Origin of the sequence: Actinophytocola xanthii (genome assembly GCF_001921205.1) — a bacterium.
Classification (GTDB): domain Bacteria; phylum Actinomycetota; class Actinomycetes; order Mycobacteriales; family Pseudonocardiaceae; genus Actinophytocola; species Actinophytocola xanthii.
This window is the reverse complement of record NZ_MSIE01000102.1, coordinates 1-26,938: the sequence shown is the minus strand read 5'-3', so window position 1 is coordinate 26,938 and position 26,938 is coordinate 1. Positions and strand designations below refer to the sequence as shown.

Sequence of the window (26,938 nt, the reverse complement as noted above, 5' to 3'; positions counted from 1 at the left end):
GCGGAAACTCCGGCAACGCCGGCGACGGCGGCAACGCCCACGCCACGGCCATGACCGGCCATGCCAAGGGCCACAACAAGGGCCACAACAAGGCCCACAACGGTGACACCTCGGCCCACGCCACCGCCGGCAACGGCGGCAGCACGGGCAACGGCGGCAACGCCACCAGCACCAACGAGGCCACCACCGGAAACACCGGCAACTCGGGCGACTCCGGCTCCACCGGCGGCAACAAGGCCACCGTACTGAGCCTGGGACGCGAGTCGAACTCCTGGAGCCACCACCGCGGCGGCCACCACGGGAACGGCACCGACACCACCACCCTCGTCACCTCGGGCAACTCGGGTGACACCGGATGGACGGGCACCAGCGGCGACGCCACCAACGTGAGCCACACGTCCGGCGGCGACTCCGGAAACGCCGGCGACGGCGGCAACGCCCACGCCATGGCCATGAACACGGGCCACAACAAGGGCCACGCCAAGGCCCACAACGGTGACACCTCGGCCCACGCCACCGCCGGCAACGGCGGCGACACGGGCAACGGCGGCAACGCCACCAGCACCAACGAGGCCACCACCGGAAACACCGGCAACTCGGGCAACTCCGGCTCCACCGGCGGGAACTCCGCCGACGTCCGGACCAAGCACGAGCCGTCCGGCAAGCGACACCACGACGGCACCACCACGGTGGTGACCTCGGGCGACTCGGGTGACACCGGGTCCACCGGGGACAGCGGTGACGCGTGGAACGCCAGCTGGACCACCGGCGGCGACTCCGGTGACGCCGGCGACGGCGGCAACGCCACCGCCGGCGCGACCGGGTGGAACCACACCTGGGCCGGCCACCCCGCCCGTCACTGACGACGAGCGGATCCCGGAGGCGGGGCGTCGAGGTTACTCGGCGCCCCGCCTTTCCCGTGCCACGTCGACCACGGGGTTGGTCCAGGTGACCGGCAGGGCGTGCACGCCGTAGATGTTCATGTCGGTGCGCAGTGGCACCTCGGCGGCGGGGACGGCGAGCTCGAGGGTCGGGAAGCGGCGCAGCAGCCCGGCGAAGCCGGCGCGCATCTCCAGGCGGGCCAGCTGCTGGCCGAGGCACTGGTGGACCCCGTGGCCGAAGGAGAGGTGGCCGCGGGCCTTGCGGCGGACGTCCAGTGTGTCGGGGTCGTCGAAACGCCGGGGGTCGTGGTTGGCGGCCAGCAGCGAGACGACGACCGTCGACCCCCTGCCGATGGTCTCCCCGCCGAGTTCGATGTCCTCGGTGGCATAGCGGTACAGGATGTCCACAACGGACAGGTAGCGCAGGAGCTCCTCCACGGCGTCGGGGAGCAGCTCGGGGTCGGCCCGCAGCTCGGCCAGCTGTTCGGGGTGCTCCAGGAGCGCGAAGGCGCCCAGCGCCAGCATGTTGGCCGTCGTCTCGTGGCCGGCGAGCAGCAGGAGGAAGGCGCAGCCGGTCAGCTCCTCGACGGTGAGCTCCCCGTGGCGGGCCAGGTCGGACAGGATGTCCTCGCCGGGTTCGGCGCGCTTGCGGGTGACCAGGTCGGAGAGGTAGGTGGTCAGGGCGCCGTACGCGGCCATCTTCTCCTCCAGCGGCTGGTCCTTGACCAGGAACCTGGCCGAGTTCGTCTGGAAGCTCTCCCGGTCCCCGTACGGCACCCCGAGCAGCTCGCAGATCACCAGCGAGGGCACCGGCAGCGCGAACTCCCTGACCAGGTCGACCGGCGGGGTGAGTCGGGCCAGCTCGTCCAGCTGCCGCTCGGCGACGTCGGCGATGTGCTCCTCGAGCATCCTCATGCGCTTCACGGTGAAGGCGCCGGTGAGCATTCTCCGCACCCGGGTGTGGTCCGGCGGGTCCATCGCGATGAACATGCCCGGCACCGGTGGGGACGGCTCGGTGGGAACCGGCATGCCGGGAACCTCGTACGGCACGTGGAGGATGCCGATGTCCTGACGGGAGCTGAACCGGGTATCGGCCATGACCTGGCGCACGGCGTCGAAGCCGGTGACGAGCCAGCCCTCGTGACCGTCGGGGAAGACCAGAGGACTGACCGGGCGGGCGTCGCGCAGCCGGGTGATGTCGCTGGGCGGGCCGAACGGGCCCGCATCGCGCTGCATGGGCAGGCCGTGCGGGACGGGAACCGTGGACGTCATGCGCCCACGATCGCCACCCCGCCCGCCACGGTCCTGACACGGTCCTGACACGACCCGACCGGGGCCGCGCTACCTCGCTCGGGCACCCCGGGTGCCGGTGGGGGCGAACTCCGCCTCCAGCTGCCGGAAGAACACGGGGAAGGCGTTCCAGTCGCTGTTGGCGTGGGTCACCAACAGGTGGCCGTCGGCAGTGCCCATCGCGAGGGCGACCGTCCCGGGGCCGTTGCCCACGCCACCGCGCAGGGTCGCCCCCGAGGCGAGTCGCAGCTCGAACACGCCCAGGCCGTAGGCGGTGTTCGGGATCCAGTCCGCGCCCTCGGTGGAGACCGTGGTCCACATGTCCTCGTGCTGGGCGGGCGGGAGCAGGTCGCCGGTGGCCAGGGCGGTGAAGAACCGGGTGAGGTCGTCGGTGGTCGACACGTGTGCGCCGGCCGACCAGACGACGCTCGGGTTGACCTCGGTGACGTCGACCGGCTCGCCCGCCGCCTCCGCCTCGTCCACGAACATCCTGGTGTAGGCCCGGGGATGCGGTCCGCGGAGTCGTGTCTCCGTCGGACCGGGGAGGTAGGTGCCGGTCAGGCCGAGCGGCTGGATGACCGTCCGCTCCAGCTCGTCGGCGTAGCTCCGGCCGGTCACCCGCTCGACGACCGCCGCGGCGAGGAAGTACCCGCCGTTCGTCGGGGCGAACCGCTGTCCCGGTTCCCCCACCGGTGGCCGGGAGACCGCCAGCTCCAGCAGGTCCTCGGTGCGCCACACGTCGAAGCGGTGCTCGGCCAGTCCGGCGCGGGTGTGCAGCCTACGCACGATCTCGTCGGAGGTGGCGGTGTTGTGCAGCCCACTGGTGCCGTTGAGCAGCTGCCTGACCGTCATCGTGCTTCCGTCGTAGGCGCTGCCCCGCAACACCTCGGGCAGCCAGGCGGCCACCGGGTCGTCGATGTCCACCCGACCCTCGGCGGCCAGCCGCAACACCACGGCGGCCGTGAACGCCTTGCCGATGCTCGCGACCCGGAACTGGTCCCCGCGCTCGCGGGGACGGCCGGTCGCGGTGTCGGCCACCCCGGCCGCGCCGAACCAGGTTCCGTTCCGGTCGGTGAGCTGCGTGACGATGCCGGGCACGTCCTCGTGGGCCACGGCGTGGTCGAGAATCCGCTGGACTTCCGCGTGGTTGGTCATGGGGTGCACGCTGTCCCGCCGCGCTGACAGCGCTCTGAGAACGGGCTGACGGCGCAGGTCAGGGCGAGCCGGCGCAGCGCGTCGGCCCGCGGCATCCCGGCCGCCTCGGCGAACGCCCGTGCGTAGCCCGCTGGTCCGAGCCTCGCGCGGAGATCCTCGGTCAGCTCCCGCAGCTCCGGGCTGCCCCGGTCGAAGGTTCCGCGGATGACCTGGCTCAGGCCGAGCGCGGTGGCCGCGCCGGCCGCATCCCCCTCCCCCGCCAGCACCCGGGCCAGCAGTTCGGCCGTCGGCGCCGCCAGCTGCGCAGCGGCGGATCCGGCAGCCGCGACCCGGGGCAGCAGCTCCCTCGCGGTCGGGGCGGCGGTGTCGGCCCGGAGGGCCAGACGGACCGGGGCGACGAGGATCGCCGCGGTCGGCTCGGCGCCGGGCAGCCCGCGGACCAGCGTCTCCAGCTCGTCGAGCGTCCGCTCGGCGAGGTCGGGCTCGCCGGCGCGGCGGTGCAGGTCGGCCAGACCCACCATCGGCTCGATCCGCAGGTGCGGGTGCCCGCGCTCGAGGGCCTGCCGCAGGGCGGTGGAAAGCTCTCGGCGGGCCCCGTCCCGGTCACCGGCGCGCAGTCGCTGGGCTCCCAGCCGGGACCGGTAGGAGATCTCCTCGGCCCAGTCGAGCTCGGCCGCGAGCACGACACATCGCTCCAGGGCGGCGAGCGCCTGGTCGTGGTCGCCGCGCAGGGCGTGGTCCTGCGCCACCCTGGCAAGCAGGAACGCCAGACCGAGGCGGTCGCCGACCTCCTCGAACCCGCGCAGCCCTCGTTGGCGGTGCTCCGCCGCGCCCGCCCAGTCGCCCTGGTCGTCGTGGACCAGGGCCCGCACCCAGGCCGCGAGTGCCGCGGCCCACCTGTCCTGGTGGTCCTCCGCGATGCGCAGCAGCCGCTCGACCAGCTCGTGGAGTCCGGCGAAGTAGGCCACCGGCGCGGTCGCCATCAGCAGCACCGGGTGGTGCTCCAGCGCACCGGAGTCGACGCAGTCCTCGACGATGGCGGCCACCTGCTCCGCGTCGGTGGTCGTGCCGTCGTCCCCGGCCAGCCGCCCCAGCGCAACGAGAGCCGCCCGGGTGTGGGCGGGCAGCGCGTCGCCGAAGCCGAGCACCTCGGCCGCGAACTCCTCCGCCCGGGCGTCGAAGCGAATCGTCTGCCAGTAGAACAGCAGCGAGCCGACCAGCCGCGCGGCAGGCTCGGCGAACCCGGTCTCGGCGGCCGAGTCGATGGCCGAGCGGAGCGCGGACACCAGGTTGTCGTACTCCGCGTCGAACCAGCGGACCGAGGCGAGCTGCTCCCGGGAGCGCAGGCGGGGCTCATGGTGCTGGGCCAGCTCGAGGTAGTAGCGCAGGAACCGGGCGCGGACGGCTCGCCGGTCGTCCAGCCGCTCGCCCGCGTACGCGCGGATGGTCTCCAGCATCCGGTACCGCTGCCCGTCCCACTGCACGAAGGACTTGTCCACCAGCGAACCGAGCACGTAGACGATGTCGCCGGGCGGCAGCAACCGGTCGGCGCAGACGGCTTCCAGGGCGTCGGCCGTCGCCCCGCCGGGGAAGACCGAGAGCCGTGCGCCCAGCACCCGCTCCTGCTCGGTCAGCAGCTCCCAGCTCCACTCGACCGCCGCGAGCAGTGTCCGGTGTCGTGGCAGCGCGGTCCGGCTCCCCGAGGCGAGCAGGCGGAACCGGTCGTCGAGGCGCCGTGCGATCTCCTCGGCGCTCATCGAGCGCAGCCGAGCGGCGGCCAGCTCCAGGGCCAGCGGCAGTCCGTCCAGCCGGCGACAGATCTCGACGACCGGCGCCACGGTGGACTCGTCCAGCGCGAAGCCGGGCCGCACCGCCCGAGCGCGGTCGACGAACAGCCGGACCGCGGCGGCCTCGCCCACGGCGGTGGGCGCGGTCGGCAGCTCAAGCGGACCGAGCCGGCACAGCGCCTCACCGGTCACGGCCAGCGGCTCCCGGCTGGTGGCCAGGACGCTCAGCCGCGGCAGCCGTTCCAGGAGCCGGTCGGCGAGCTCCGCGGCCTCCTCCACCAGATGCTCGCAGTTGTCGAGCACCAGCACCGCCGGCTCCGGGCCGATCAGCTCCACCAGGTTGTCGAGCGCGCCCTGGCGCCCGCCCTCCGGTCGCACCCCGGCCGTGCCGAGCACCGCCAGCACCGCCCCGCCGACCTCGCCGCTCGTCGCGGCCAATGGTACGAACCACACCCGGCCCTGGTCCTCGGCCCGGTGCCGGGCGGCGGCCTCGACGGCCAGCCGGGTCTTCCCCACCCCGCCGGGGCCGACGACCGTGACCAGTCGGGCGGCCGCGAGCTGTCCGGCGAGCAGCTCCAGCTCGGCGTCCCGCCCGAGGAAGCTGGTGAGCCGTGCCGGCAGCCATCCCCGCAGCAGCCTCGGCCGGGCCACGACCGGCTCCAGCTCGCCGCGCAGCATGGCCAGGTGGACCTGCCGCAGCTCCGCCGCGGGGTCCACGCCGAGCTGCTCGGCCAGCGCGGTGCGGACGTCCTCGTACGCGGCGAGCGCCTCGGACTGCCGCCCCGCCTCGTAGAGGGCGCGGACCCGCAGCGCGGCCAGCCGCTCGCGCAGCGGATGGGCGGCGGTCACCGCCGCCAACTCGGCCAGCACCTCGCCGTGCCGTCCGAGGCGCAACGCCGCCTCGACCCGGTCCTCGACGGCCGACAGCCTCAGCTCCGCCAGCCTCGCCGCCTCCGCACGGGCGAACGGGACGTCCGGCAGGTCGGCCAGCGGCGCGCCGGTCCACAGGCCCAACGCCGCGTCCAGGACGGTGAGAGCGGCGGCAGGCCGATCCGCGGCCAGCTCGCGCCGGCCCCGCGCGGCCAGCTCCTCGAACCGCGGTGCGTCCACCTCCGCCGCGAGCCGGTAACCCCCACCCGTCAGCTGGACCGCCGCCGCGCCGACGGCCTTGCGCAACCGCGACACCAGCGCCTGCAACGCGTTGGCGGCGTCGGCGAGCGGGTCCGCCCCCCACAGGTCCTCGATCAGCACCTCGGCGGGCACCGGCCGCCCGCGCGCCAGCGCCAGCCGGGCGAGCAGAAGCCGCACCCGCGCTCCGGGAACACCGACCGGTGAGCCGCCGGCGTGGGCGCGGACCGGCCCCAGCACCGCCACCCGCATCCCGCCGCCCTCGCTCACCCGCCCATTGTCGGTGCCGACCCCCCGAGGTCGTCGGGCATGGCCAGGTCGTGCAGGCGGCCGGAGAGGAAGCGGCGGTCGGCGGGGTCGGTGGCCAGCTCGTGCGCGCGCCGGTACGCCGCGGCGGACTCCTCGACCCGGCCGAGCCGCCGCAGCAGGTCCGCGCGGGCGGCGTGGAACAGGTGGTAGCGCTCGAGACCGTCGAGGCCGTCCAGCAGCGCGAGTCCGCGCGCCGGTCCGTCGGTCATCGCGACCGCGACGGCGTGGTTGAGCGCCACCACCGGTGTGGGCGCGACGGCGAGCAGCTCGCGGTACAGCGCGGCGATCCCCGCCCAGTCGGTCCCGGCGGAGGAGGGCGCCTGGGCGTGCAGGGCGGCGATCGCCCCCTGCAGCTGGTAGGGGCCGACCTCGCCGCGGCGCAGCGCCCGGTCGAGCAGGCCGACGGCCTCCACGATCTCGGCGTGGTCCCACCGCGTCCGGTCCTGGTCGGCCAGCAGCACGACCTCACCCGATGGCGTGTGCCGCGCGGCGGTCCGGGAGTCGTGCAGCAGGAGCAGGGCCACCAGCCCGAGCGCCTCGGGTTCGTCCGGCATGAGGGTGGCCACCAGCTTCGCCAGGCGGATCGCCTCCTCACGCAGCCGGCGGTGCTCCGGCGCACCGGGCCGGGTGGCGTAGCCCTGGGTGAAGATCAGGTAGATGACCGCGAGCACCCCGGCGAGGCGTTCGGGCAGCAGGTGGTCCGCGGGGACGGCCAGGCTGATCCCGGCGTCGCGGATCTTCCGCTTGGCGCGGACGATCCGCTGCGCCAGCGCCGGCTCGGCGACGAGGAAGACCCGCGCGATCTGGCCGGCGGTCAGCCCGACCACCACCTGCAGGGTGAGGGCGACCCGTGCCTCCATCGCCAGCGCCGGGTGGCAGCACGCGAACACGAGGCTCAGCCGCTCGTCGCCCACGCTCACCAGCTGCTCCTCGTCCAAGGCCGCATCGGCCACGGGCGGTGGCCCGAGGCCCGGGCCGGCCTGCTCCTGGCGGTCCCGCCCGCGCCTGGCCCGGCGCAGCCGGTCGATCGCCCGGTTGCGCGCCACGGTCAGCAACCAGGCGACCGGGTCCTCCGGGACCACCCCGGCCCATCGGGTCAGCGCGAGCGCGACCGCGTCCTGCAGTGCCTCCTCGGCGAGCTCCAGGTCGCCCAGCACCCGCGCGAGCGCGGCGAGCATGTGCGCCCGGTGCTCGCGGAAGACCCGTTCGACCGCGGCGGCCGGACGCTCAGCCAGCGGTACCCCCGCCGACGGGCGTGTTGTCCACCTGCGGCACGTGGGCGAGCGGACGGACCTCGATGGTGCCGCTCTGCGCCATCGGGCACAGCGCGGCCAGCTCGAGCGCCTCGTCCAGGTCGCGGCAGTCGAGGACGTAGTAGCCGCCGAGGTGCTCGTGGGTCTCCACGAACGGGCCGTCGCTGATCAGCGTGTGGCCGTCCCGGACGCTGACCGTGGTCGGCGTGTGCTCCGAGGGCAGCGGGTCGCCGGCCACCAGCGCGCCGCGCCGCCGGCACTCGTCGGCGAAGGCGTTGACCCGCGCGACGGCTTCGGCGAAGGCCGGGTCGGTCGGTTCCGGCCGACCGCAGTTGTAGATCAGCAACAGGTACTTCACGCGTCCTCCACGCAGTCGACGTCGTCTCCTCGGTGAGTTCTCCTCGGTGAGGATGACGAACGGCACGCCCGGAACTCGACACCGCCTCAGGGTCGGTTGTCGGGGAGCAGGACGGCCACCCTGGTGCCCAGGGCGTACTGCCCGTCGACGACGATACGGCCGCCGTGCTGTTCCACGATGGCTCGGGCCGCGGCCAGGCCGAGGCCGGCACCGGGGATCTGGCGCTGCCGCGCGGCGCTGGACCGGAAGAAGTACTCGAACACCTTGTCCCGTTCCTCGGCGGGAACGCCGATGCCCTCGTCGGCGACGGTCAGCGAGACCGTGCCCCGTTCGGCGGTCAGGGCGACGTGCACGGGGCCGCCCTCGGGGCTGTACTTCACCGCGTTGGTCAACAGCGCGTCCATCACCTGGCGCAGCCGCATCCGGTCGCCGCGGACCGTCGGCCGGGCGCGGAACTCCACCCGCAGGTCGATGCCGGGCGGGTAGTCGAGGTTCCGGACCGCCTCCTCGAGCACGTCGGCCAGCTCGACCGGGCCGCGGTCCATCGGCACGGCCCCGGTCTGGATCGCGGCGAAGTCCAGCAGCTGGGTGATGACCGCGTGTAGCGAGGTGGCGTTGCGGGAGATCACCTCGATGACCTGGCGGCCGGGCCCGGCGGCGGCCACGGGGTCCTCCAGCAGCATCTCCGAGCAGGAGATGATCGCGGTGAGCGGGGTGCGGATCTCGTGGCCGGCCAGCCGGGAGAAGTCCTGGCGGGCGCGGGTCAGCTCACGCAGCAGCTGGTCGCGCTGCGAGTACGCGAGGAACTGGCCGATCTGGGCCGCGACCCCACCCAGCAGGGTGGTCAGCAGCACCTCGTCGCTCTCCGGCACGTCGGAGAAGCAGGCCAGCACGCCGACCGTCCGCTCGGCCTGCACCGGCACCGCCAGCGCGGTCCGCAGCCCGGCGGCGGCGTATCCCCCGCCGTCGGGCCGGGTGTCCCGCTCGTCGCGGGTCGCGGTCAGGTCGGGCACCCACAGCGGCCGCCCGGCGGCCCAGACGGCGCCGCTGATCCCGACTCCCGGGGCGGTCGTCTCGCGCACCGAGACGGGTGGCCGGCCGGGAGCGGTCCACCCCGCCCGCAACCGGAGCCTGTCGCGGACAGGGTCGACCAGCCACAGCTCGGCATGCGCCCAGCCCAACGCCGTGCACACCGCCTCGAGCACCCGGTGGTACCGGTCGTCCAGGTCGATGTCGGCCGTCAACGCCTCCAGGACCTGGGAGGAACAGGTGTAGAAGCGCTCCGCCCGGCGAACCGCGGTGACGTCGTGCATGGCGACCACGGCGCCCACCCGCTCGCCGGCGCTCCCGGTGGCCGGCCGGCCCTTGACCACGAACACCCGCTCGGGTCTGGACGGGACGCGGACCAGGACGCTCTCGTCGTGCACGGGCTCGCCGGCGAGCGCCCGCCGCATCGGGTTCTCCTCGATCGGCAGGAGCGTCCGGTCCGTCCGGAACAGCCTGCCGGCGACCAGGTCCTCCAGCCGGGCGGGTGGGGCACCGGGCGGGAGCCCGAGCACCCGGCGCAGCGCCTGGTTCACCAGGACCACGTTCCCGTCTCCCACGCAGGCCAGCACCGCCGGGTCGAGGGTATCCAGCAGCGCGGTCAGGAACGCCGCGGGGTGGTGGGGGTCGCACCCGCCCAGGCCCATGGGGCAGGCGTCCTCGCCGACCGGGATGGGGCCGATCACCTGTCCGACCGCGAGCAGGACCGAGACGTCGTCGTCGGTCCAGCGCCGAGGGCGTACATCCAGGACCGTGACCGATCCCAGCGGCTGGTCGGTACCACGCAGCGGTACGCCGAGGAAGGCGCGGACGCCGTGCTCGAGGGCGAGCCGGTGGCCGCGCAGCGCCGGGTCGAGGGCCATGTCCTCGCTGGAGACCGGGTAGTTGGCGCTCACGACGTACTTGCACACCGACAGCGACAGCGGCGCCCCCCGGCCGCGGACCAGCTCCGGCGGCAGGTTGTACACGCCCGCGACGTGCTCCCGCTCGGCTCCGACCAGGGTGACCATGCCCATGGACGCCCCCAACAGCTGGGCGGCCAACCGCGCGACCGCGTGCAGGGACATCGGCTGGCTGGGCAGCCGCTGGAGCCCTCGCTCGACGGCCGCTGTCCGACGAGGGTCGGACAGCACTGTCAGGTCCTCTGTCGGCCCCAATCCGCACCCCGTGGTCCGTTCGCGAAAGACATGTTCGGCACAGCATGTCCCGAACCGCGGCGAATATGCCAGAACGGGTCGCGGTAACTCTTACGCGTACTACTTTCACTCCTCAGTGGATGCACGTGCGGATTCACGAGCCGGCAGAGGACGTCCGTCCACATCACACGTTCGTGGGTTTTTCGTGGAAGAAAGTGCCATCGCCGTGTTGCATGGTGATAGAGCGGCGCCGGGAACACGGGCTCGCGCTGACGACGTACTTTGAGGAGAGCGTCACGTGGGATCGGCGGAGTCCACTGTGGCCCCCGCGCGGGCGGACAGGTTCTGGAAGCGGTGGACGGTCGGTCGGCTGCTGGCCCTGGGCTACCTCTTCGCGATCGGCGGCCTGCTGGTGGTCGGCCTGAGCTCCTGGTTGCAGATCGGCCAGCTCCTCCGCGCGCGCGAACCCGTCGACCACACCTACGAGGTGCTGGACGAGATCTCCCGACTGCGGCTCGACCTTATGGAGACCCGGCGCAGCCAGCGCGACTTCCTGATCAGCGGAGAACCGGCCCACCTGCACACCTACGAGCAGGCGGTCGACCGGATCGACAGCACCGAGACCAGCCTGCTCACGCTGACCTCCGACAACCCCAGCCAGCAGAGGGCGCTCGGCCGGCTGCGGCCCCTGCTGGACGAACGGTTCGCCGAGCAGGAGCGGATCATCGACATGCGGGTCGTCTCGCCGGGCGCCCCCATCGCACAGCTGCTCTCCAGCGACCAGAGCGACAGCGTGCGCACCGAGATCGAGGGCATCCTGGCCGGTATGCGGGCCGAGGAGCTGCGGTTGCTCGACCTGCGGCACCACGCCAGCCTCTCCAGCGCCAACACCACCCGCTGGGTGGTCGCCGTCATCACGCTGGGCGTGGCGGTGGTCTCCGCGGTCGGCGCGTGGGTGGTGACGCGGAAGGTCACGGTGCCGGTCCGGCGGGTGACCGACGCGGCGCGACGGGTGATCGACGGCGACACGACCGCGCGGGCCGAGCTGGTGGGTCCGACCGAGATGGTGGAGATGGCGCGGGCGGTCAACGCGTCCACCGAGGCGATGTGCACGGCGCGCGACCAGGCGGTGGCGGCGAGCCTGGCGAAGGCGACCTTCCTGGCCACGATGAGCCACGAGATCCGGACGCCGATGAACGCGGTGATCGGGATGACGGGCCTGTTGATGGACACCGACCTCACACCGGAGCAGCAGGATCTGGTGATGACCGTCCGGGACAGCGGAGACGCCCTGCTGGAGATCATCAACGACATCCTCGACTACTCGAAGATCGAGGCCGGGGAGCTGCAGCTGGAGGACGCCTCCTTCGACGTGGTGGAGTGCGTGGACAGCACGCTGGCGCTGGTGTCGATCCCGGCGGCACGCAAGGGGCTGGAGCTGGTGGGCCATGTCGATGCGAGCTGTCCGCCGGTGCTGCGGGGCGACGCGACGCGGTTCCGACAGATCCTGGCCAACCTGCTGTCCAACGCGGTGAAGTTCACCGAGCGGGGCGAGGTGACGGTTCTGGTGGAGGCCGCCACGGCCCCGGTCCCGGCCGACGGGGAGCGCAACGGCGACCCGGCCGCGGAGGACGAGCTGTTGGTGCGGACCTCGGTCCGGGACACCGGGATCGGCATTCCCGAGGAGCAGCTCGAGCAGGTGTTCCGCTCGTTCAGCCAGGTGGACGCGTCCACCACCCGGCTCTACGGCGGGACCGGCCTCGGCCTCGCGATCAGCCGGCAGATCGCGCGGGCCATGGGCGGCGAGATCACCGTGACCAGCGAGCTGGGCGTCGGCTCCACCTTCACCTTCACCGCGCGCCTGCGCGGCTGTCCCGGCTACGACGACCGCGACCTACCCCACGCCGCGGCGGGAACGCGGCTGGTCGGCCGCTCCGCGCTCATCGTCGACGACAACGCCACCAACCGCCGCGTGCTTCGCGCCGAGCTGGCCAAGTGGGGGATGCGGTGCACCGACGTCTGCACCGCGGCCGAGGCGCTGGGGCTGGTGGGCGGGGGCTCCCGGTTCGACGTCGCGCTGCTGGACATGCACATGCCCGAGACCAACGGGATGGAGCTCGGCCGCCAGCTGCGCCAGCTTCCGGCGAGCGCCGCGACACCGCTGGTGCTGCTGAGCAGCGTCACCTCCCGGCCGGACACACCGCAGAGCACGGTCTTCGACGCCACGCTGGCCAAGCCGGCACGGGTCAGCACGCTGTTGGCGACGCTGAACCGGGTCCTGACGACGAGCCCGGCTCGTCCGGTCGAGCGACCCACCGGCACGGCGCGCCCCTCCGCGCCGAGGGACTCGATGCGGATCCTGCTCGCCGAGGACAACCACGTGAACCAGAAGGTCGCCCAGCTCATGCTGAGCAAGCTCGGTCACCGCGTGGACATCGTCGGCAACGGCCACGAGGCCGTGTGCGCCCTGCGCCGCGGCAGGTACGACGTCGTGCTGATGGACGTGCAGATGCCCGAGCTCGACGGCCTCGCCGCCACGCGGCTCATCCGGCGCGAGCTCCCACCGGACGAGCAGCCGTACATCATCGCGATGACGGCGAGCGTCCTGATCGAGGACCGCACCGCCTGCGAGGCCGCCGGTATGGACGACTACCTCGCCAAACCCGTCCGCGCGAGCGATCTCGCCGAGGCCCTGGAGCGTGCCTGAACAGCCCGTCCAGGTCAGCGACCCGCGGCGGCGCGACGGGGCAGCGGGCCGACGTGCTTGCGACGGCCGGGGCGTAGGGCGGCGTGCCGCTGCCCCGGGCCGGGACCGTGCCGTGGGGCGAGCGCGTCGGCGACGAACCCGGTCGCGAAGGCGTACACGGTCTTGTGCACGAGGTCGACGGCCAGCTCCGACCGAGGCCAGGTCTGCGGCGGCGCGCCGACGCCGGTCGCGTTCTCCAGGATCTGGTCGTTGCTGAGGCGGACCACGGCGAACATCGCCGAGGCCACCGGGCCGCGCATCCCGGCGGTGGCCATCAACGCCCGGACGATGCCGGCGAGGGCGCCCTGACCGAAGTGCATGGCCAGGTTGGCCAGCCGCAGCCGCCCCCCGGACAGCTCGGGCAGACCGGCCAGCCGCTCCAGCACCGCGGCCGGCACGTGGGAGTCCGGTCTGCCGGTCAGCCGCTGCTCGACCTTCTCCCCCACGGTCATGGCCAACGCCCCGGCCGCACCGGAGATCAGCCCCTGCCCCACCGCACGTCTCAGCATGGCGGCGGTGTACCCCCGGGCCTGCGGTTCATGTCCCGCCCCGGCACCCGGTCGAGTGGACCGGGTGCCGGGGCGAGCCGGGCCTCCCGCTCAACCGGTCACCGAGAAGGAGTTGACGGCGAGACCCGTGCCCCCCACCCAGGGCTCGAACCCGGCCTGGATGCTGGTGAGGTACCAGTCGCGCTGGGCGTGGCCGCGACTGACGGCGTCGGAGTAGAACGTGTCGACCGCGAACTGCAGCGAGCTCGCGGTGGAGGTGCGGACGTAGGACACGACGTTCCAGCCGATGTTGCCGAACCAGACCTCCCAGCTGGAGCCCGCCAGGTTGACCGTGCCCACCCGGGAGCCGATCGGCTGGATGGAGCCCCGGCGGTCCAGCCAGATCATGATCTCGGCGCCGGTGTTCTGCCCGTCGGTGCGCGGCGTTGGGTCGAACCAGAGGTCGTAGGAGGCGTTGTAGGTGCCCGAGCCGGGGTAGGACATGCTCACCGAGGTGCGCAGGTTGGCGAACGTCCCGGTGTTGGCGCGGACCGGCAGCCCGCTGCCGGAGCTGCACCTGCCGTAGTGGCAGCCGAAGTACACCGACGGATATGCCGCCGGCGCACCGTTCGTCGCGTTGTTGTGGGCGGCCTGCGTGATGCGGAAGCCGCTGTTGGTGGTGTCGATGCACTGCGTGGTGTTGGCGCCCCAGACGTTGTTCTGGACGACGTAGCGCCCGTTCTGGATGGTCGTCGCGCCGTACTTCTCGCAGATCACGGCGGCTGCGGCGGGCTGTGCGCCGAGCACGACGAGTCCGGCCGCCGCCAGGCTCGCGACCACGAGGGCATGGACCAGACGTCTCATGTTGCACTCCTGGGTCGAGGGAGTTGATATTTGGGAGCGCTCCCAAACACTCCCATCGTCGCTCACGGAATGGAATCAGGCAATAGCGGTGGGTCGCGGAGGCATGACCGGTCCGGACAGGGGTCGTTTCACCTAGATCGACCCGGGTACCCGACTGGCGGAGAGGGTGAGTCGCCGATGGACAACGAACGGTTGTTGGGCAACCGCTACCGCCTCGGCGCACTGCTCGGCAGGGGTGGTGCGGCGGACGTGCACGAGGCCAGAGAGGTCCACAGCGGACGCCAGGTCGCGGTCAAGCTCTTCAGGTCGGGCGGGGACGTGGCCGACCGGACCCGCTTCGCCGCCGAGGCGGAGCTGCTCGCCGGCCTGTCGCACCCGCGGCTGGTGCCGGTCTACGACGTCCAGCTGGACGCGGACCCCCCGTACCTGGTGATGCGGCTCGTGCCCGGCGGGACCATGCGCGACTCGATCGAGCGCGGACCTCTCGCACCGAGCAGGGTCGCCGACCTCGGCGCGCAGCTGACCGACGCGCTGGCGCACATCCACGCGCGAGGGGTCATCCACCGCGACATCAAGCCCTCGAACGTCCTGATCGGCTCGGACGGCGCCTGCTACCTCACCGACTTCGGCATCGCGAAGGTGATGGGGACCGTCGACCGCACCGGGTCGAACGAGCTGATCGGCACCGCGCGCTACCTCGCCCCCGAACAGGTCCGCGGCGAGGGAACGGGCCCGGCTGTCGACGTGTACGCGCTCGGGCTGGTCATGCTCGAGTGCCTCACCGGCCGCCCCGAGTACACCGGCACCGACGTCGAGATCGCGCTCGCCCGGCTGTCCCGGGCCCCGCGTGTCCCCGAGGCACTGCCGACCGCGTGGCGCACCCTGCTGACCGCGATGACCGCCACCGACCCCCGGGCCCGCCCGCCCGCCTGGGAGTGCGCCCCAACCCTGCGCACGATCGCCGGAACCGTGCCCGCCGAGGCCCTCCCCCACCCGGAGGCCCGCCCCACCCCGGAGGAGCCGACCGCCACCATCGCCCTGCCCAGCCCGCGGTAGAGCGGGAGCGACGGAGGAAGACGGTGTTTTAGCGGAGGAGCGGCAGCGACCAACAAAAGCCCGCCCTCGATTCGCTTCCGCGCGTCCCGGCCTCACCAGAACCCGCACCCGCGGACCTATACTTCCTCTCATGCCGAAACTGCGGATCAGCGAGGCGGCCGGGCTTCTCGGCGTCAGCGACGACACCGTCCGGCGCTGGGTGGACCAGGGGCGCCTGCCGGCCACCCACGGGGAGAACGGCCGCCTGGCCGTCGAGGGCAGTGACCTCGCGGCGTTCGTCCAGCGGATGGCCGACGCACCGGAGCCGGGGACGACGGTCGCCGCCTCGGCGCGCAACCGTATGCGCGGCATCGTCACGCGGGTCACCAAGGACGGGGTGATGGCCCAGGTCGAGATGCAGGCCGGTCCGTTCCGGCTGGTGTCCCTGATGAGCCGGGAGGCAGCCGAGGAGCTCCGGCTCGAGGTCGGCAGCGTCGCGGTCGCGTCGATCAAGTCCACGCTGGTCGTCCTCGAGATCCCGGAGGCCTAGTTGCGCAGCACGCTCCCCGCGGCGGTGCCGCTCCTGCTCGCCGCCGCCCTGTCCGCCTGCGGTTCGCCGGAGCCGGCGGCCGGCGGCGAGGTCGTCGTGTTCGCCGCGGCCTCGCTGACCGAGACGTTCACCGAGCTTGGCACGCGGTTCGAGGACGCCAACCCTGGTACGACGGTCACGGTCAGCTTCGGCGGCAGCTCCGGGCTCGCCACCCAGATCGTCGAGGGAGCGCCGGTCGACGTGTTCGCCTCGGCCTCGCCGGCGACGATGGACCAGGTCGTCGAGGCCGACGCGGTCAGCGGGAAGCCGGCCGTCTTCGCGCGCAACGCCCTGGAGATCGCGGTGCCCGCGGGCAACCCGGGGAGGGTCACCGGGCTGGCCGACTTCGGGGACGAGGACCGGACGATCGCCCTGTGCGCCGAGCAGGTGCCCTGCGGGGCCGCGGCACGGCAGGCCCTCGCCTCGGCCGGCGTCGCGGCGAAGCCGGACACACTGGAGCAGGACGTCAGGGCCGTGCTCACGAAGGTCGAGCTCGGCGAGGTCGACGCGGCGCTCGTGTACCACACCGACGTGCTGGCGGCCGGCGACGAGGTCGAGGGCATCGCGCTCCCCGAGTCCGCGGCCGCGGTCAACGACTACCTGGTCGCCACGCTCGCCGAGGCACCCAACCCGGACAGGGCCGCCGCGTTCGTCGCGTTCGTCCGGTCAGAGCAGGGGCGTTCGGTGCTGGCCGACGCCGGCTTCCAGGCGCCGTGAGGAGACCGACGCGCGGCCGGGTCCCGCTGCTCGTCGCCCTGCCCTCGCTCGTCGGGCTGGCCTTCCTGCTCGTCCCGCTGGTGGGGCTGCTCGCCAGGGCACCGTGGTCCACGCTCGGCACCCGGCTGGTCGGCCCCGAGGTCGGGCAGGCCCTGCTGCTCTCGCTGACCTGCGCCAGCCTCGCCACGGTGCTCTGCCTGGTCCTCGGCGTTCCGCTGGCCTGGCTGCTGGCCAGGACCGAGCTGCCCGGACGCGGCGTGCTGCGGGCGCTGGTCACCGTGCCGCTGGTGCTGCCCCCGGTGGTCGGCGGCGTCGCCCTGCTGCTGGTCCTCGGCCGGCGCGGGCTGGTCGGCCAGTACCTGCACGACTGGTTCGGCGTGTCCCTCCCGTTCACCACGGCCGGTGTCGTGGTGGCCGAGGCGTTCGTGGCCATGCCGTTCCTGGTGATCGCGGTGGAGGGTGCGCTGCGGGCGGCCGACCCGCGCTTCGAGGAGGCCGCGGCCACCCTGGGGGCGACGCGGTGGGTCGCGTTCCGCCGGGTGACCCTGCCCTCGATCATGCCCGGCCTGGTCGCCGGCACCGTGCTGTGCTGGGCCAGGGCGCTGGGCGAGTTCGGCGCCACGATCACCTTCGCCGGCAACTTCCCGGGCCGGACGACGACGATGCCGCTCGCGGTCTACCTCGCCCTGGAGACCGACCCAGGTGCGGCGATCGCGTTGAGCATCGTGCTGCTGGTGGTGTCGGTGGCCGTGCTGGTGAGCCTGCGGGACCGGTGGATCGGCGGGGCGCCGTGACCCTGCATGCCGCCCTCCGGGTCGACCGCGGCACGTTCCGCCTGGACCTGACGCTGACCGTCGAGCCGGGCGAGGTCGTCGCGCTGCTCGGTCCCAACGGCGCCGGCAAGACCACCGCCCTGCGCGCGGTCGCGGGCCTGCTGCCGGTCGACGCCGGGCAGGTACGGCTCGACGAGGAGGTGTGGGACGAGCCGCCGACGGTGTTCGTCCCCCCGGAGCGGCGGGGCGTCGGTGTGGTCTTCCAGGACTACCTGCTGTTCGCCCACCTGTCCGTGCTCGAGAACGTCGCGTTCGGCCCGCGTGCGCGCGGGATGGACCGGGCGGGGGCGCGGGAACGGGCCCGGTCCTGGCTCGAGCGGGTGGGACTGGCCGATCGGGCGGCGGCTCGCCCGCGCGCGCTCTCCGGCGGGCAGGCCCAGCGGGTGGCGCTGGCGCGCGCCCTGGTCACCGAGCCGGCGGTGCTGCTGCTCGACGAGCCGCTCGCGGCGCTCGACGCGAGTACCCGCCTGCACGTGCGCTCCTCGCTCGGGCACCACCTGGCGGAGTACGGCGGGCGGACCCTGCTGGTGACCCACGACCCGCTGGACGCGATGGTGCTGGCCGACCGGATCGTCATCGTCGAGCACGGCCAGGTCGTCCAGCAGGGGGCGCCCGCCGAAGTGGCCCGGCGCCCGCGCACCGACTACGTCGCGACGCTGGTCGGGCTGAACCTGTACCGCGGCCTAGCGTCCGGCACCACGGTCCGGCTCGCCGACGGCGGCCGGTTCACGGTCGCGGAGCCGGCGGCCGGCCCGGTCCACGTCGCGTTTCCGCCGTCCGCCGTCGGCCTGCACCCCGAGCCGGTGGCGGGCAGTCCACGCAACAGCTGGCCGGTGACCGTCGCCGACGTCGAGCAGCACGCGCACACCGTGCGGGTGCGGTTGGCGGGCAACCCACCCGTTCTCGCCGACGTGACCCCGGCCGTGGTCGCGGAGCTCCGCCTGTCCCCCGGCCGGCCGCTGTGGGCGGCGGTCAAGGCGACGGAGGTGATCACATACCCGGCGTGAGGCAGCGCTACGGTGTCCGCGGAGCCCGGCACGGTTGAGAGGAACACGGCGGATGGCTGACTTCAACGCGCTCGTCGGTCAGCTGGACTACCCGATGCTCATCGTCACCGCCAACGACGGCCGCCGGCGCGCCGGCTGCCTCGTCGGGTTCGCGAGCCAGTGCGGCATCGACCCGCCGCGGTTCATGGTCTGGCTGTCCAAGCGCAACCACACCCACGGCGTCGCCCAGGGAGCCGACCGGCTCGGGGTGCACCTGCCGACGGCGGAGAACCGGGACCTGGCCGAGCTGTTCGGGACCGTCACCGGGTTCGACGAGGACAAGTTCGCGCGGTGTTCCTGGCGAGCGGGACCGGGTGGGGTGCCGCTGCTCGTGGACTGCGCGCAGTGGTTCGTCGGGCTGGTCCTGGACCGCTACGACACCGGCGACCACGAGGCCTTCCTGCTCGAGCCGGCCCAGGTCGGCGGGGCGGGGGCCGGTCAGCTCGGCTTCCAGGGCGTGCGCGACCTCGACGCCGGCAACGAGGCCTGAGATGGCCACCCACCGCCCGGCCGTCCGCATCGTCTGCCTGGACCGGGCGAACCGGGTCCTGCTCCTCAACTGGCGTGACCCGACCGACGGGACCCTGCTGTGGGAACCCCCCGGCGGCGGTGTCGAGCCGGGCGAGACGCCACTGGAGGCGGCGGGCCGGGAACTGGTCGAGGAGACCGGGCTGGACCCGACGGCGATCCTCGACCGATCGGTCACCGTCCACCGCGACATGTTCTGGAACGGCCAGCACAAGGTGGGTCCCGAGCCGTTCTTCCTGGCGCGCTACCCGCAGGACCGGCCTCGGTTGGCTCCCCGCGGGCTGACGCCCGAGGAGCTGGCCGAGCTCGTCGGCCACGCCTGGGTGCCCTGGTCGGAGATCGAGGCGTTGTCGGGCACGCTCGAGCCTCCTCTACTGCTGGCCGTTCTCGCCGAGCTGGACCCGACCGGTCCCTGGCGCTGACCAGGCGTTACCGCTGCTCGCCGGATGTCGCTCGGTCGAGTGGAACACCGTCGGAAACGGCATATCGCTCGACGGCGGGGGGCATCATCCCGGGGTCTCGACCGTCTACACAGGAGTGGGAGACCCCATGATTGGCCAGGAGATGGTGAACCAGCTGTACGACTGCCAGGTCGTCGACCCGCACGGGGAGAAGATCGGCGCGGTGAAGCGGATCTGGCTGGACGAGGTCACCGGCGACCCGGTGTGGGCGACGGTGAACATCGGGATGTTCGGCCAGAAGGAGATCTTCATCCCGTTGCAGCGCGCGGAGCTGCACCAGGACCAGCTGCAGGTACCCGTCGAGAAGGCCCAGGTCAGGGAGGCGCCGCGGATCGAAGCCCAGGGCGACCTGATGACCCCGGAGGAGCAGCAGACGCTGTACCAGTTCTACGGCATGAGCCCCGGCGGCGAGCCGATCGGCGGGGACATGAGCGGGGACATGAGCGGGGGCGGGGACGTGACGATCGGCGACATGAGCGCGCAGGACATGGACCCCGACGGCGGCGGCTTCGGCACCGCGTCCGAGCGAGGGCTCGGCATGGACGACCAGGGCATGCAGGGCGGAATGGGGGCGGACCGGTCCGGGCGCTGAGGAGGCGCTACCGGTGCGCATGCGCAGGGGTCGAGGCAGCCCTCGGCCCCCTGCGCACCCTGTCCTCAGCCGGTGAAGCGGCCGGCCGACCGGTCAGCCCTGGGACAAGTCGCCGCGCCGGGAGAGCTCCGACCACCTGCGCGGCAGCTCGCGCTCGGCGTCGGCGCCGCGCCGCCGCTCCTGCTCGTGGAGCATGCCGAAGGTGAACCCGTTCTCCCGCGCCTGGTGTGCGTGAACCGCCAGGTCCCGCAGCAACGGGCGAGCCACCACCGTGTCCTGGTGCTCGCCGAGCGACTGGGTGAACGCCTTCGCCGCCTTGCGCGCACGGCGGGCCTTCCGGCCCACCGCGGGCTCCACGCACTCCGCCGCGTACCGGAACCGCTTCGCGGCCTTGCGCAGGCCGTGCAGAGCGACGTCCCGGCCGGGCCCGTCGGGCAGCGTCTCCATCCGGCGAGCGAGCTTGCGGTAGGCGCGACCAACGTGCCGGGGCAGCTCGCGGTCCGCGGGACGGCGCGCCCGCGGCGTCAGCGGCGGGTCGGCCAGCAGGTCGTCCAGGGCGTCGAGCAGCTCACGGTAGCGCCGGCTGCGCAACGTCCTGTCCACGTCCTTGCGCGCGGCGGCCGCCTCCGGCGAGAAGTACCGGGTGAGGCGCGCCGCCACCGGCCCGAGAACCAGCTCCTCCGGCATGGCGGCGACCGAGGCGCGGAGGTGCTGCTCCTGCACCTCCAGGTCACGCGCCGGGCTCAGCCGGCGGCCCAGCCAGCGCAGCTCGTCGTCGAGCGAGGCAGTCCGGCCGCGGTCGACGACCCGGCCGAACACCCGCAGCGCACTGCGCAGGCGACGGACCGCGACCCGCATCTGGTGCACCGCGTCCTCGGTGTCGCGGCGGACCCCGATGTCGTGGCGGACGAGCGCGGACACCTGGTCGGCGAGATAACCCAGGACGACGTCCCCGGCAGTCGGGGCCGGGGACGCGCCGACCCGGGTCAGTGGCCGGGGGGTGAGTACCCGGGTCACCTTGGAGGGGCTGGTGGCCCGCCGGGCGCCGGCCCGGCGCAACACCTTCTCGGCCCGGTCGAGCACCTCCGGCGGGGCACCCTCGGCCAGCTCGACCTCGAGCTCGCGCCACTCCCGGGTCCGCATGGGGTCGGTCAGCGCGGTGGCGGTCACCGTGTCGTCGGTGACCTCCGCCAGCAGCTCGCCACCGCGGTCCAGGAGCTCTCGGGTCACCCGTTCGGTGGCGACCCTGGCCACCGGGCGCAGGGCGGCGCCACGCGACATGCCCAGCGCCAGGTCGCGGAGCGACTCGGGCGGCCCGCCCTCGCCGTCCAGCGGCTCCCGCAGCTCGGTACGCGTGTCGGCCTCGACCGGAATCTTCAGGTGCCAGCCGGCGTCGGCCCCGCCGGTGCGCCGGCGCAGCGTCGCCCCGTGCCGCAGCAACCTCAGGTCGGCGGTGTCGTAGTAGACCGCCTCGAGGCTGGTGCCGGTGGGGTCGCTCACCTGCGCCACCCCGCTGATCCCGTCGAGCGGCGGGAGCTGCGTCGTCGCCTTCACCTTGTACTTGCGTTCGGTCTCGGTGTGCGTCGACATCGCCATGGTGGCGGTATACCCGCTGGTCAGCGCCCCGAAACGGAGGTCGGGTTCGGGTCGGGGGTGGGTGTCGGCGGCCGCGGGTCAGGCCCAGGAGGCACCGGCGGCTGCGGTGGATCGGTCGGCTGCGGCTCCGGACTCGGGCTCGGCGGGATGGGGTCCGGCGGTGTGGGAATGGTCATGTGATCGAGTGCCCGATCGGGTGCGGCGCGAAACGCCGTTCCACCCTCCGCCACACCGTGCCGTCCCCCGGGTCGGCAGAATGGGCGGACACCTCCGGCGGGTCGAGCGACGGCGGCAACGCCGTCGGCGGAGACTCGACCCCCGGACGCACCGGCCCAGGGGGCGCGGCGGCACGACAGATCGCAAGAGATCGAAAGGGTCCTCGTGGACTTCACGAACACCAGTAGCGGGATCACCGCGGCCAAGATCGTGGTGGCGGGCGGGTTCGGGGTGGGCAAGACGACGTTCGTCGGCTCGGTGTCGGAGATAGGCCCGCTGCGCACCGAGGCGGCGATGACCGCGGCCAGCATCGGCGTGGACGAGGTGGACGCGGTACCGGGCAAGGAGACGACCACCGTCGCGATGGACTTCGGCCGGCTCCGGCTGGGCAACGACCTGGTGCTCTACGTGTTCGGCACCCCGGGCCAGCACCGGTTCTGGTTCATGTGGGACGAGATCGTGCGGGGCGCGATCGCGGCGATCGTCCTGGTGGACACCCGGCGCCTGTCCGACTGCTTCGCCGCCATCGACTACTTCGAGTCGCGGGAGATGCCGTTCCTCGTCGCGGTCAACCGCTTCGACAACGCCCACCCGTTCCGCCACGGCGAGATCCGCGACGCCCTCGGCCTGTCCGCCGACGTCGCGGTCGTCGACTGCGACGCGCGGGACCCCGAGTCGACCCGCCGGGTGCTGATCGCGGCGAGCGAGTACGCCCTGCGCGTGCTGACGACGCGCTGAGACCCTTCGATCGGACCTGTCACCGACCGTACTCATGTGGTTCGGTAGGTGTGACCGACCCGCCGGGTGGGTACTTCACTCGACGCCTGGTCAAGAACGACGCATGCGAGGTGGACTTCGATGCCCCGTCCAGCCGAGAACAGCCCGCTGTGCGGGTCGATGGTGACGTTCCTCCTGCGCGATCGGGACGGCGAACGGTTCCGCGTGGGCGAGGTGATCGGTCCCGTCGAGCTGGACCCGCAGACCGGCGAGACGTGGGTCGGGGTTCGGGTGTGGCACGCACCGCCGGACCGGATGCTGAGCCTGATCCCGCTGACCGCCGTGCTCAACGTCTCCCCGCCCGCAGAACAGAACCGAGACGCGGCCTGAGCCCTCGGGCGTGACGCCCGGTTACGCCCGCGACCTCGCATTTCCCTCGAAAGGGGACATTTCCCCCTGCCGAATTACGGGTACCCTGGTCTGTCCACCGGGGTAACGACAGGGGAACAACGGCATGCGAGACAGTTTCCACAGCGAGCTGGAGTCGCTGCGCGAGCAGCTGAGCGCGATGTGCGCGCAGGCCGTCGAGGCGCTCAGGTCGGCGGGCCGCGCGGTACTCGAGGCCGACCACGAGCTGGCCGAGCGGGTGGTGGCCGCCGACAGGGAGATCGACCTCGCCAGGGACCGATGCGACGAGACCGCCCAACGGCTGCTCGCGCTCCAGGCCCCGGTGGCCTCGGACCTGCGCCTGGTGATCACGGCGGTGCACTGCGCGGACAAGATCGAGCGGATGGGGGATCTGGCCGCCCACATCGCCGACACCGCCCGGCTCGCCCATCCTGCCTGTGTCGTCCCGGCCGAGCTGACCGGCGCCGTCACCGAGCTGGGGACGGTCGCCGCCGGGATGGCCGACCGCCTGGTCGAGCTGCTGCGCGAGCCGCGAAGCGGGGGCTACGCCCAGCTCAACGAGACCGACCAGACCGTCGACGCGATCCACGCCGAGCTCATGAACCGGATCACCGACACCTCGTGGGCCTACGGCATCCCCAGCGCGACCTCGCTCGCCCTGCTCGTCCGCTTCTACGAGCGCTTCGCCGACCAGGCGGTCTCGGTGGCCAAGCGCCTCGACTTCGCCTGCACCGGGATCATGGCCGCCTGAGCCGGGTCACGCCCGGGCGTCCATCACGACGAAGTCGCCGTGGCCGCCGTAGCCCAGGACCGGCTCGGCGTACTGGGTGCCGTCGAAGGTGAGCAGCCACCAGCCGTCCCGGACCGGGACGATCATGGGATGCGGGATGTTCGTGCCGTACGGGGCGTCCAGCGTGCCGAGCAACCGCATCCGCAGGTCGTAGACCGGATACTGGCGCGCGTCCCCGTCCGAGGCCAGCACGTACCAGCTTGACCCGAACCGCTGCAGGATCGTCCCCTCGGTCTGGTCGACCGACAGGTCCGCGCCCATGAGCTCCAGCCCTTCGTCGTAGGCGGCACCGCGCGGCCCGACGGCGAGCGCCGGGTGGAAGACGAACGCGGGCGCCTGGGCCGGGCTCTCCACGAACGCCACGTGCCAGCGCCCGCCGATCCTGGTCAACGCCGGGTCCCACGAGCTGACCGAGGTCGGCAGCGGCAGCGGCTCGGTCGGCAGGACGTGCACGCCGGACAGCACGTTCGCGGTGGTCGTGGTGTGCCTGATGTGCACCCCGGAGCCGTCGAAGTCGCCCCATGAGCTCATCGCGAGGATGAACCGGCGGCCGTCCCAGACGATCTGCCCGGCGTGGTCGCCCAGCACCACCCCGTCGCGGGCGAAGAACAGGTGCGCGACCTGCTCGAGCCGGGTCGGGTCGGCGAGGTCGAGGGTCCAGACACCCCAGTGCGCCTGCTGGAAGAACCCGAGGCCGGCCTGGGTCAGCGTGAGGTAGAGCTTGCCGTCGCGCACGAAGGGCCGCCCGTCGGCGTGCTGCACCACGTGCGGGTCGCGCACGCCGGCCTGGCCGAAGTAGCCCGCGCGGACCCGACCGAGGGTCACCGTGTCCCGGCCCCCGTAGGCGTAGCCGAGTCGGCCAAGCACCGCCGGGTCACGGAGGTCGACCAGCGCCCGCACGCCGTCCCGCTCGGTGAGCAGCGGCTGCCAGCCGGTGCCGGTGTTGGTCGGGTCGGCCAGCACGGTCACCGCGTTCTCGTTGACCACGACCGCGAGGCGGAACGGCGCCGCCAGGGTGGCCGGAACGCTGTCCACGACCGTGGTGGTGCCGCCCGCGGTGACCTCGATCGTGGCCCGTCCGCCGGTGTAGCCGCCGAGCACCGACACGCCGTCGCCGGCCAGGCCGGCGAGCACGGTGCCCGAGAGCGAGCGGACCTCGACCTCGACAGCGGCGTAGGGGGCGCGTGGTCGCACGTCGGTGACGACCAGCGCGTTGCGGGCGGCCGCGGGCGCGACCGCCGTGTCGTACTGCACGAAACGCGGTGCGATCAGGTCGAACGGCCGGTACTTGTGCCGGATGCGGAAGTGGAGGTCGAAGGGGTCGACCGCCGCCGCGGGTGCGGCCGAGGCGAGACCGGGCGCGGCGAGGCTCGCCGCTCCGGCGAGTCCAAGCCCGGTCAGCAGCGTGCGGCGAGCGATGTGTTGGACCACGTTGTCCTCCCGGAACAGCAGGGGTGTCGGCCTGGACGACGGAGCGCCCGGCCAACGTAACCCGGGGAACCGTCCCCGCGCACGACGAACGGAACCGATCTGGGGTTTCTCCGGGGAACCACAACGTTTCTCCACAGTAGACTGTGTATAGTCCGTTATGGACAGTGAAGAGGTGGCCGCCGGCCGGCGGCTGGGGGATTCCGTCCGGCCGGCGGTTCTGGTCGCTGGCGCAGCGGACCGGGCTGCGTCGGAGGTGACTGGGGGATTCTCACCGCCGGAAAGCTCAGTCCGTCCTGGCTCAGGCAGCGACCATCCATTACAACGGAGCACCGGTGCGGTACGTTCCCGTCAGGACGTGCTCTCCGTCACTACGCGGACGCCCTCGGTCCTGCTCACGGGGGTAGCATCGACGCGAAGCCCACCCGCGGCCCAGGGATTCGCCTATGACGCACCAGCCACCGCCGGCCTCGAGCCGGGTGCTGCTCGTCGAGGACCACGACATGGTCGCCGAGGCGATCGGACTTGCCCTCGAACAGGCTGACGGTATCACCGTCGTCGCCCGGGCGCGGTCGATCGCCGAGGCCCGCGCGGAGGCCGGGCAGCACCACCCCGACGTCGTGGTGCTCGACCGGCGGCTGCCCGACGGCGACGGGGTCAGCGTGATCGGCGAGCTGAGCGCCGGCGGCGCCCGGGTCCTCGTGCTGACGGCGGAGGCGAACGCGTCGGTCGCGACCCGGGTCGCCGAGGCCGGCGGGGCGGGCCTGGTCCTCAAGTCCGCGCGGCTCGACGAGCTGGAGACGGCGGTCCGGCAGGTCGCGGCCGGTGAGGCCGCGTTCGGCCCGGGGCTGCTGGCCGGTGTGCTGGAACGGCTCACCCGTCGGTCCCGGGGCAGCGGCGGCGTCGCGCTCACCGCCCGGGAGCAGCAGACCCTGGTGCTGCTGGCCGGCGGCGCCAGCACCGACGAGATCGGCGAGCGGCTGGGGGTCACCCGGAACACCGTGCGCAACCACGTCCAGCGCATCCTCGACAAGCTCAACGCCCGCTCCAAGCTCGAGGCGGTCGCCATCGCGCGCCGGGAGGGCCTGGTCGACTGACTTTCGCCTGGTCGGACCTGGTGCGTTCCCTCGTTCAACCGCTGGTGCACGTGCACTACCGGGGCTGAGCCCGCTGCGTCTCGCCCCGAAGCCCCAGCGCGGGCAGAGTATGCGAGTGAGAGCCCGGCTCTCGACGACCGAGTCGCACTTGGTGGGGTGGCTCGCATCGAGATGGGTGTGGTGAAGTTCGAGGGTCGCGGGAAGGTCAACTGGGTGAGTTTCCCGCGACCCACGAGTGATTCCCCGGTGGTTCGGTGAGGAGATCGTGCCGCAGATCCGGCAGAGTGGTTCCATGCCCACCGCGCCGCCCCCGGAGGACGGGTTCCGCAACCTGGTGCAGAGCGTGCAGGACTACGGGATATTCATGCTCGGCACCGGCGGGCACGTGATGAGCTGGAATCCCGGAGCGGCACGAATGAAGCGCTACGACGCCGACGAGATCATCG

Annotated in this window: 23 protein-coding genes and 1 pseudogene; 14 read left to right on the top strand and 10 right to left on the bottom strand. The window is 73.0% G+C overall.

Translation table 11 applies throughout. From position 1 onward, the window contains the following. Nucleotides 1–863, top strand: a pseudogene (locus BU204_RS40440) (hypothetical protein); the annotation flags it as partial. A gap of 33 nt (nt 864–896) precedes the next feature. Here BU204_RS40440 and BU204_RS35345 read toward each other — a convergent pair. The 6 genes from BU204_RS35345 to BU204_RS35320 form a co-directional block, all read right to left on the bottom strand. Then, nucleotides 897–2,153, bottom strand: coding sequence for a cytochrome P450 (locus BU204_RS35345; RefSeq protein ID WP_075130168.1), 1,257 nt, complete (start codon nt 2,151–2,153; stop codon nt 897–899). Nucleotides 2,154–2,222: 69 nt separating this feature from the next. Further along, nucleotides 2,223–3,326 (bottom strand): serine hydrolase domain-containing protein, encoded by a 1,104-nt coding sequence (locus BU204_RS35340; RefSeq protein ID WP_075130167.1) that lies wholly within the window; start codon nt 3,324–3,326, stop codon nt 2,223–2,225. Further along, nucleotides 3,323–6,511 (bottom strand): BTAD domain-containing putative transcriptional regulator, encoded by a 3,189-nt coding sequence (locus BU204_RS35335; RefSeq protein WP_233161002.1) that lies wholly within the window; start codon nt 6,509–6,511, stop codon nt 3,323–3,325. Before BU204_RS35335 ends, BU204_RS35340 begins: the two co-directional genes overlap by 4 nt. Then, nucleotides 6,508–7,728 (bottom strand): RNA polymerase sigma factor, encoded by a 1,221-nt coding sequence (locus BU204_RS35330; protein WP_075130166.1) that lies wholly within the window; start codon nt 7,726–7,728, stop codon nt 6,508–6,510. Before BU204_RS35330 ends, BU204_RS35335 begins: the two co-directional genes overlap by 4 nt. Nucleotides 7,729–7,777: 49 nt before the next feature. Further along, on the bottom strand, nt 7,778–8,161 hold the full coding sequence (locus BU204_RS35325; protein WP_075130165.1) for a YciI family protein: 384 nt from the start codon (nt 8,159–8,161) through the stop codon (nt 7,778–7,780). An 86-nt stretch (nt 8,162–8,247) separates the two neighbouring features. Continuing rightward, nucleotides 8,248–10,338, bottom strand: a complete 2,091-nt coding sequence (locus BU204_RS35320; protein ID WP_083661917.1) for a sensor histidine kinase — start codon at nt 10,336–10,338, stop codon at nt 8,248–8,250. A 301-nt stretch (nt 10,339–10,639) separates the two neighbouring features. On the opposite strand from BU204_RS35320, the gene BU204_RS35315 reads away from it, so the two are divergent. Beyond that, on the top strand, nt 10,640–13,048 hold the full coding sequence (locus BU204_RS35315) for a hybrid sensor histidine kinase/response regulator (RefSeq protein WP_083661916.1): 2,409 nt from the start codon (nt 10,640–10,642) through the stop codon (nt 13,046–13,048). A gap of 14 nt (nt 13,049–13,062) precedes the next feature. Here the strand turns inward: BU204_RS35315 and BU204_RS35310 are convergent, their stop codons facing one another. Both BU204_RS35310 and BU204_RS35305 read right to left on the bottom strand, forming a co-directional pair. Beyond that, entirely contained in the window at nt 13,063–13,596 is a 534-nt protein-coding gene (locus BU204_RS35310; protein WP_075130162.1) for a hypothetical protein, read from the bottom strand. Nucleotides 13,597–13,686: 90 nt separating this feature from the next. After that, nucleotides 13,687–14,439: a GH12 family glycosyl hydrolase domain-containing protein gene (locus BU204_RS35305; protein ID WP_083661915.1), complete on the bottom strand. Its 753-nt coding sequence runs from the start codon at nt 14,437–14,439 to the stop codon at nt 13,687–13,689. A gap of 177 nt (nt 14,440–14,616) precedes the next feature. Between BU204_RS35305 and BU204_RS35300 the strand changes: the two genes are divergently transcribed. The 8 genes from BU204_RS35300 to BU204_RS35265 all read left to right on the top strand — a co-directional run bounded on the left by BU204_RS35300 (nt 14,617) and on the right by BU204_RS35265 (nt 20,240). Next, nucleotides 14,617–15,495, top strand: a complete 879-nt coding sequence (locus BU204_RS35300; protein WP_075130160.1) for a serine/threonine-protein kinase — start codon at nt 14,617–14,619, stop codon at nt 15,493–15,495. A 130-nt stretch (nt 15,496–15,625) separates the two neighbouring features. Next, nucleotides 15,626–16,024, top strand: a complete 399-nt coding sequence (locus BU204_RS35295) for a TOBE domain-containing protein (protein WP_075130159.1) — start codon at nt 15,626–15,628, stop codon at nt 16,022–16,024. Next, on the top strand, nt 16,025–16,780 hold the full coding sequence (modA, locus tag BU204_RS35290) for a molybdate ABC transporter substrate-binding protein (RefSeq protein ID WP_075130158.1): 756 nt from the start codon (nt 16,025–16,027) through the stop codon (nt 16,778–16,780). Then, entirely contained in the window at nt 16,777–17,574 is a 798-nt protein-coding gene (gene modB / locus BU204_RS35285) for a molybdate ABC transporter permease subunit (protein WP_075130157.1), read from the top strand. Before modA ends, modB begins: the two co-directional genes overlap by 4 nt. Beyond that, entirely contained in the window at nt 17,553–18,620 is a 1,068-nt protein-coding gene (locus BU204_RS35280; RefSeq protein WP_332888613.1) for an ABC transporter ATP-binding protein, read from the top strand. The genes modB and BU204_RS35280 overlap by 22 nt, the downstream gene beginning before the upstream one ends. Nucleotides 18,621–18,672: 52 nt before the next feature. Beyond that, complete coding sequence (locus BU204_RS35275; protein ID WP_075130156.1) at nt 18,673–19,149, top strand: flavin reductase family protein; 477 nt, start codon at nt 18,673–18,675, stop codon at nt 19,147–19,149. A 1-nt stretch (nt 19,150) separates the two neighbouring features. After that, nucleotides 19,151–19,609: an NUDIX domain-containing protein gene (locus tag BU204_RS35270; RefSeq protein WP_075130155.1), complete on the top strand. Its 459-nt coding sequence runs from the start codon at nt 19,151–19,153 to the stop codon at nt 19,607–19,609. Between the two features lie 127 nt (nt 19,610–19,736). Continuing rightward, complete coding sequence (locus BU204_RS35265; protein ID WP_075130154.1) at nt 19,737–20,240, top strand: PRC-barrel domain-containing protein; 504 nt, start codon at nt 19,737–19,739, stop codon at nt 20,238–20,240. Between the two features lie 93 nt (nt 20,241–20,333). Here the strand turns inward: BU204_RS35265 and BU204_RS35260 are convergent, their stop codons facing one another. Further along, on the bottom strand, nt 20,334–21,836 hold the full coding sequence (locus BU204_RS35260) for a CYTH and CHAD domain-containing protein (RefSeq protein ID WP_083661913.1): 1,503 nt from the start codon (nt 21,834–21,836) through the stop codon (nt 20,334–20,336). 381 nt (nt 21,837–22,217) lie between these two features. Here BU204_RS35260 and BU204_RS35255 point away from each other — a divergent pair, with 381 nt between their 5' ends. The 3 genes from BU204_RS35255 (at nt 22,218) to phoU (ending at nt 23,928) form a co-directional block, all read left to right on the top strand. Beyond that, entirely contained in the window at nt 22,218–22,790 is a 573-nt protein-coding gene (locus BU204_RS35255; RefSeq protein ID WP_233161000.1) for a GTP-binding protein, read from the top strand. Between the two features lie 120 nt (nt 22,791–22,910). Continuing rightward, nucleotides 22,911–23,159: a hypothetical protein gene (locus BU204_RS35250; protein WP_075130153.1), complete on the top strand. Its 249-nt coding sequence runs from the start codon at nt 22,911–22,913 to the stop codon at nt 23,157–23,159. A 124-nt stretch (nt 23,160–23,283) separates the two neighbouring features. Beyond that, nucleotides 23,284–23,928 (top strand): phosphate signaling complex protein PhoU, encoded by a 645-nt coding sequence (phoU, locus tag BU204_RS35245; RefSeq protein ID WP_075130152.1) that lies wholly within the window; start codon nt 23,284–23,286, stop codon nt 23,926–23,928. Nucleotides 23,929–23,934: 6 nt separating this feature from the next. Here phoU and BU204_RS35240 read toward each other — a convergent pair whose 3' ends face one another. After that, a complete protein-coding gene (locus BU204_RS35240) occupies nt 23,935–25,398 on the bottom strand; it encodes a hypothetical protein (protein ID WP_233160998.1) in 1,464 nt (487 codons plus the stop codon). Nucleotides 25,399–25,841: 443 nt separating this feature from the next. On the opposite strand from BU204_RS35240, the gene BU204_RS35235 reads away from it, so the two are divergent. Further along, a complete protein-coding gene (locus tag BU204_RS35235) occupies nt 25,842–26,492 on the top strand; it encodes a response regulator transcription factor (protein ID WP_075130151.1) in 651 nt (216 codons plus the stop codon). Nucleotides 26,493–26,938: the final 446 nt, after the last annotated feature.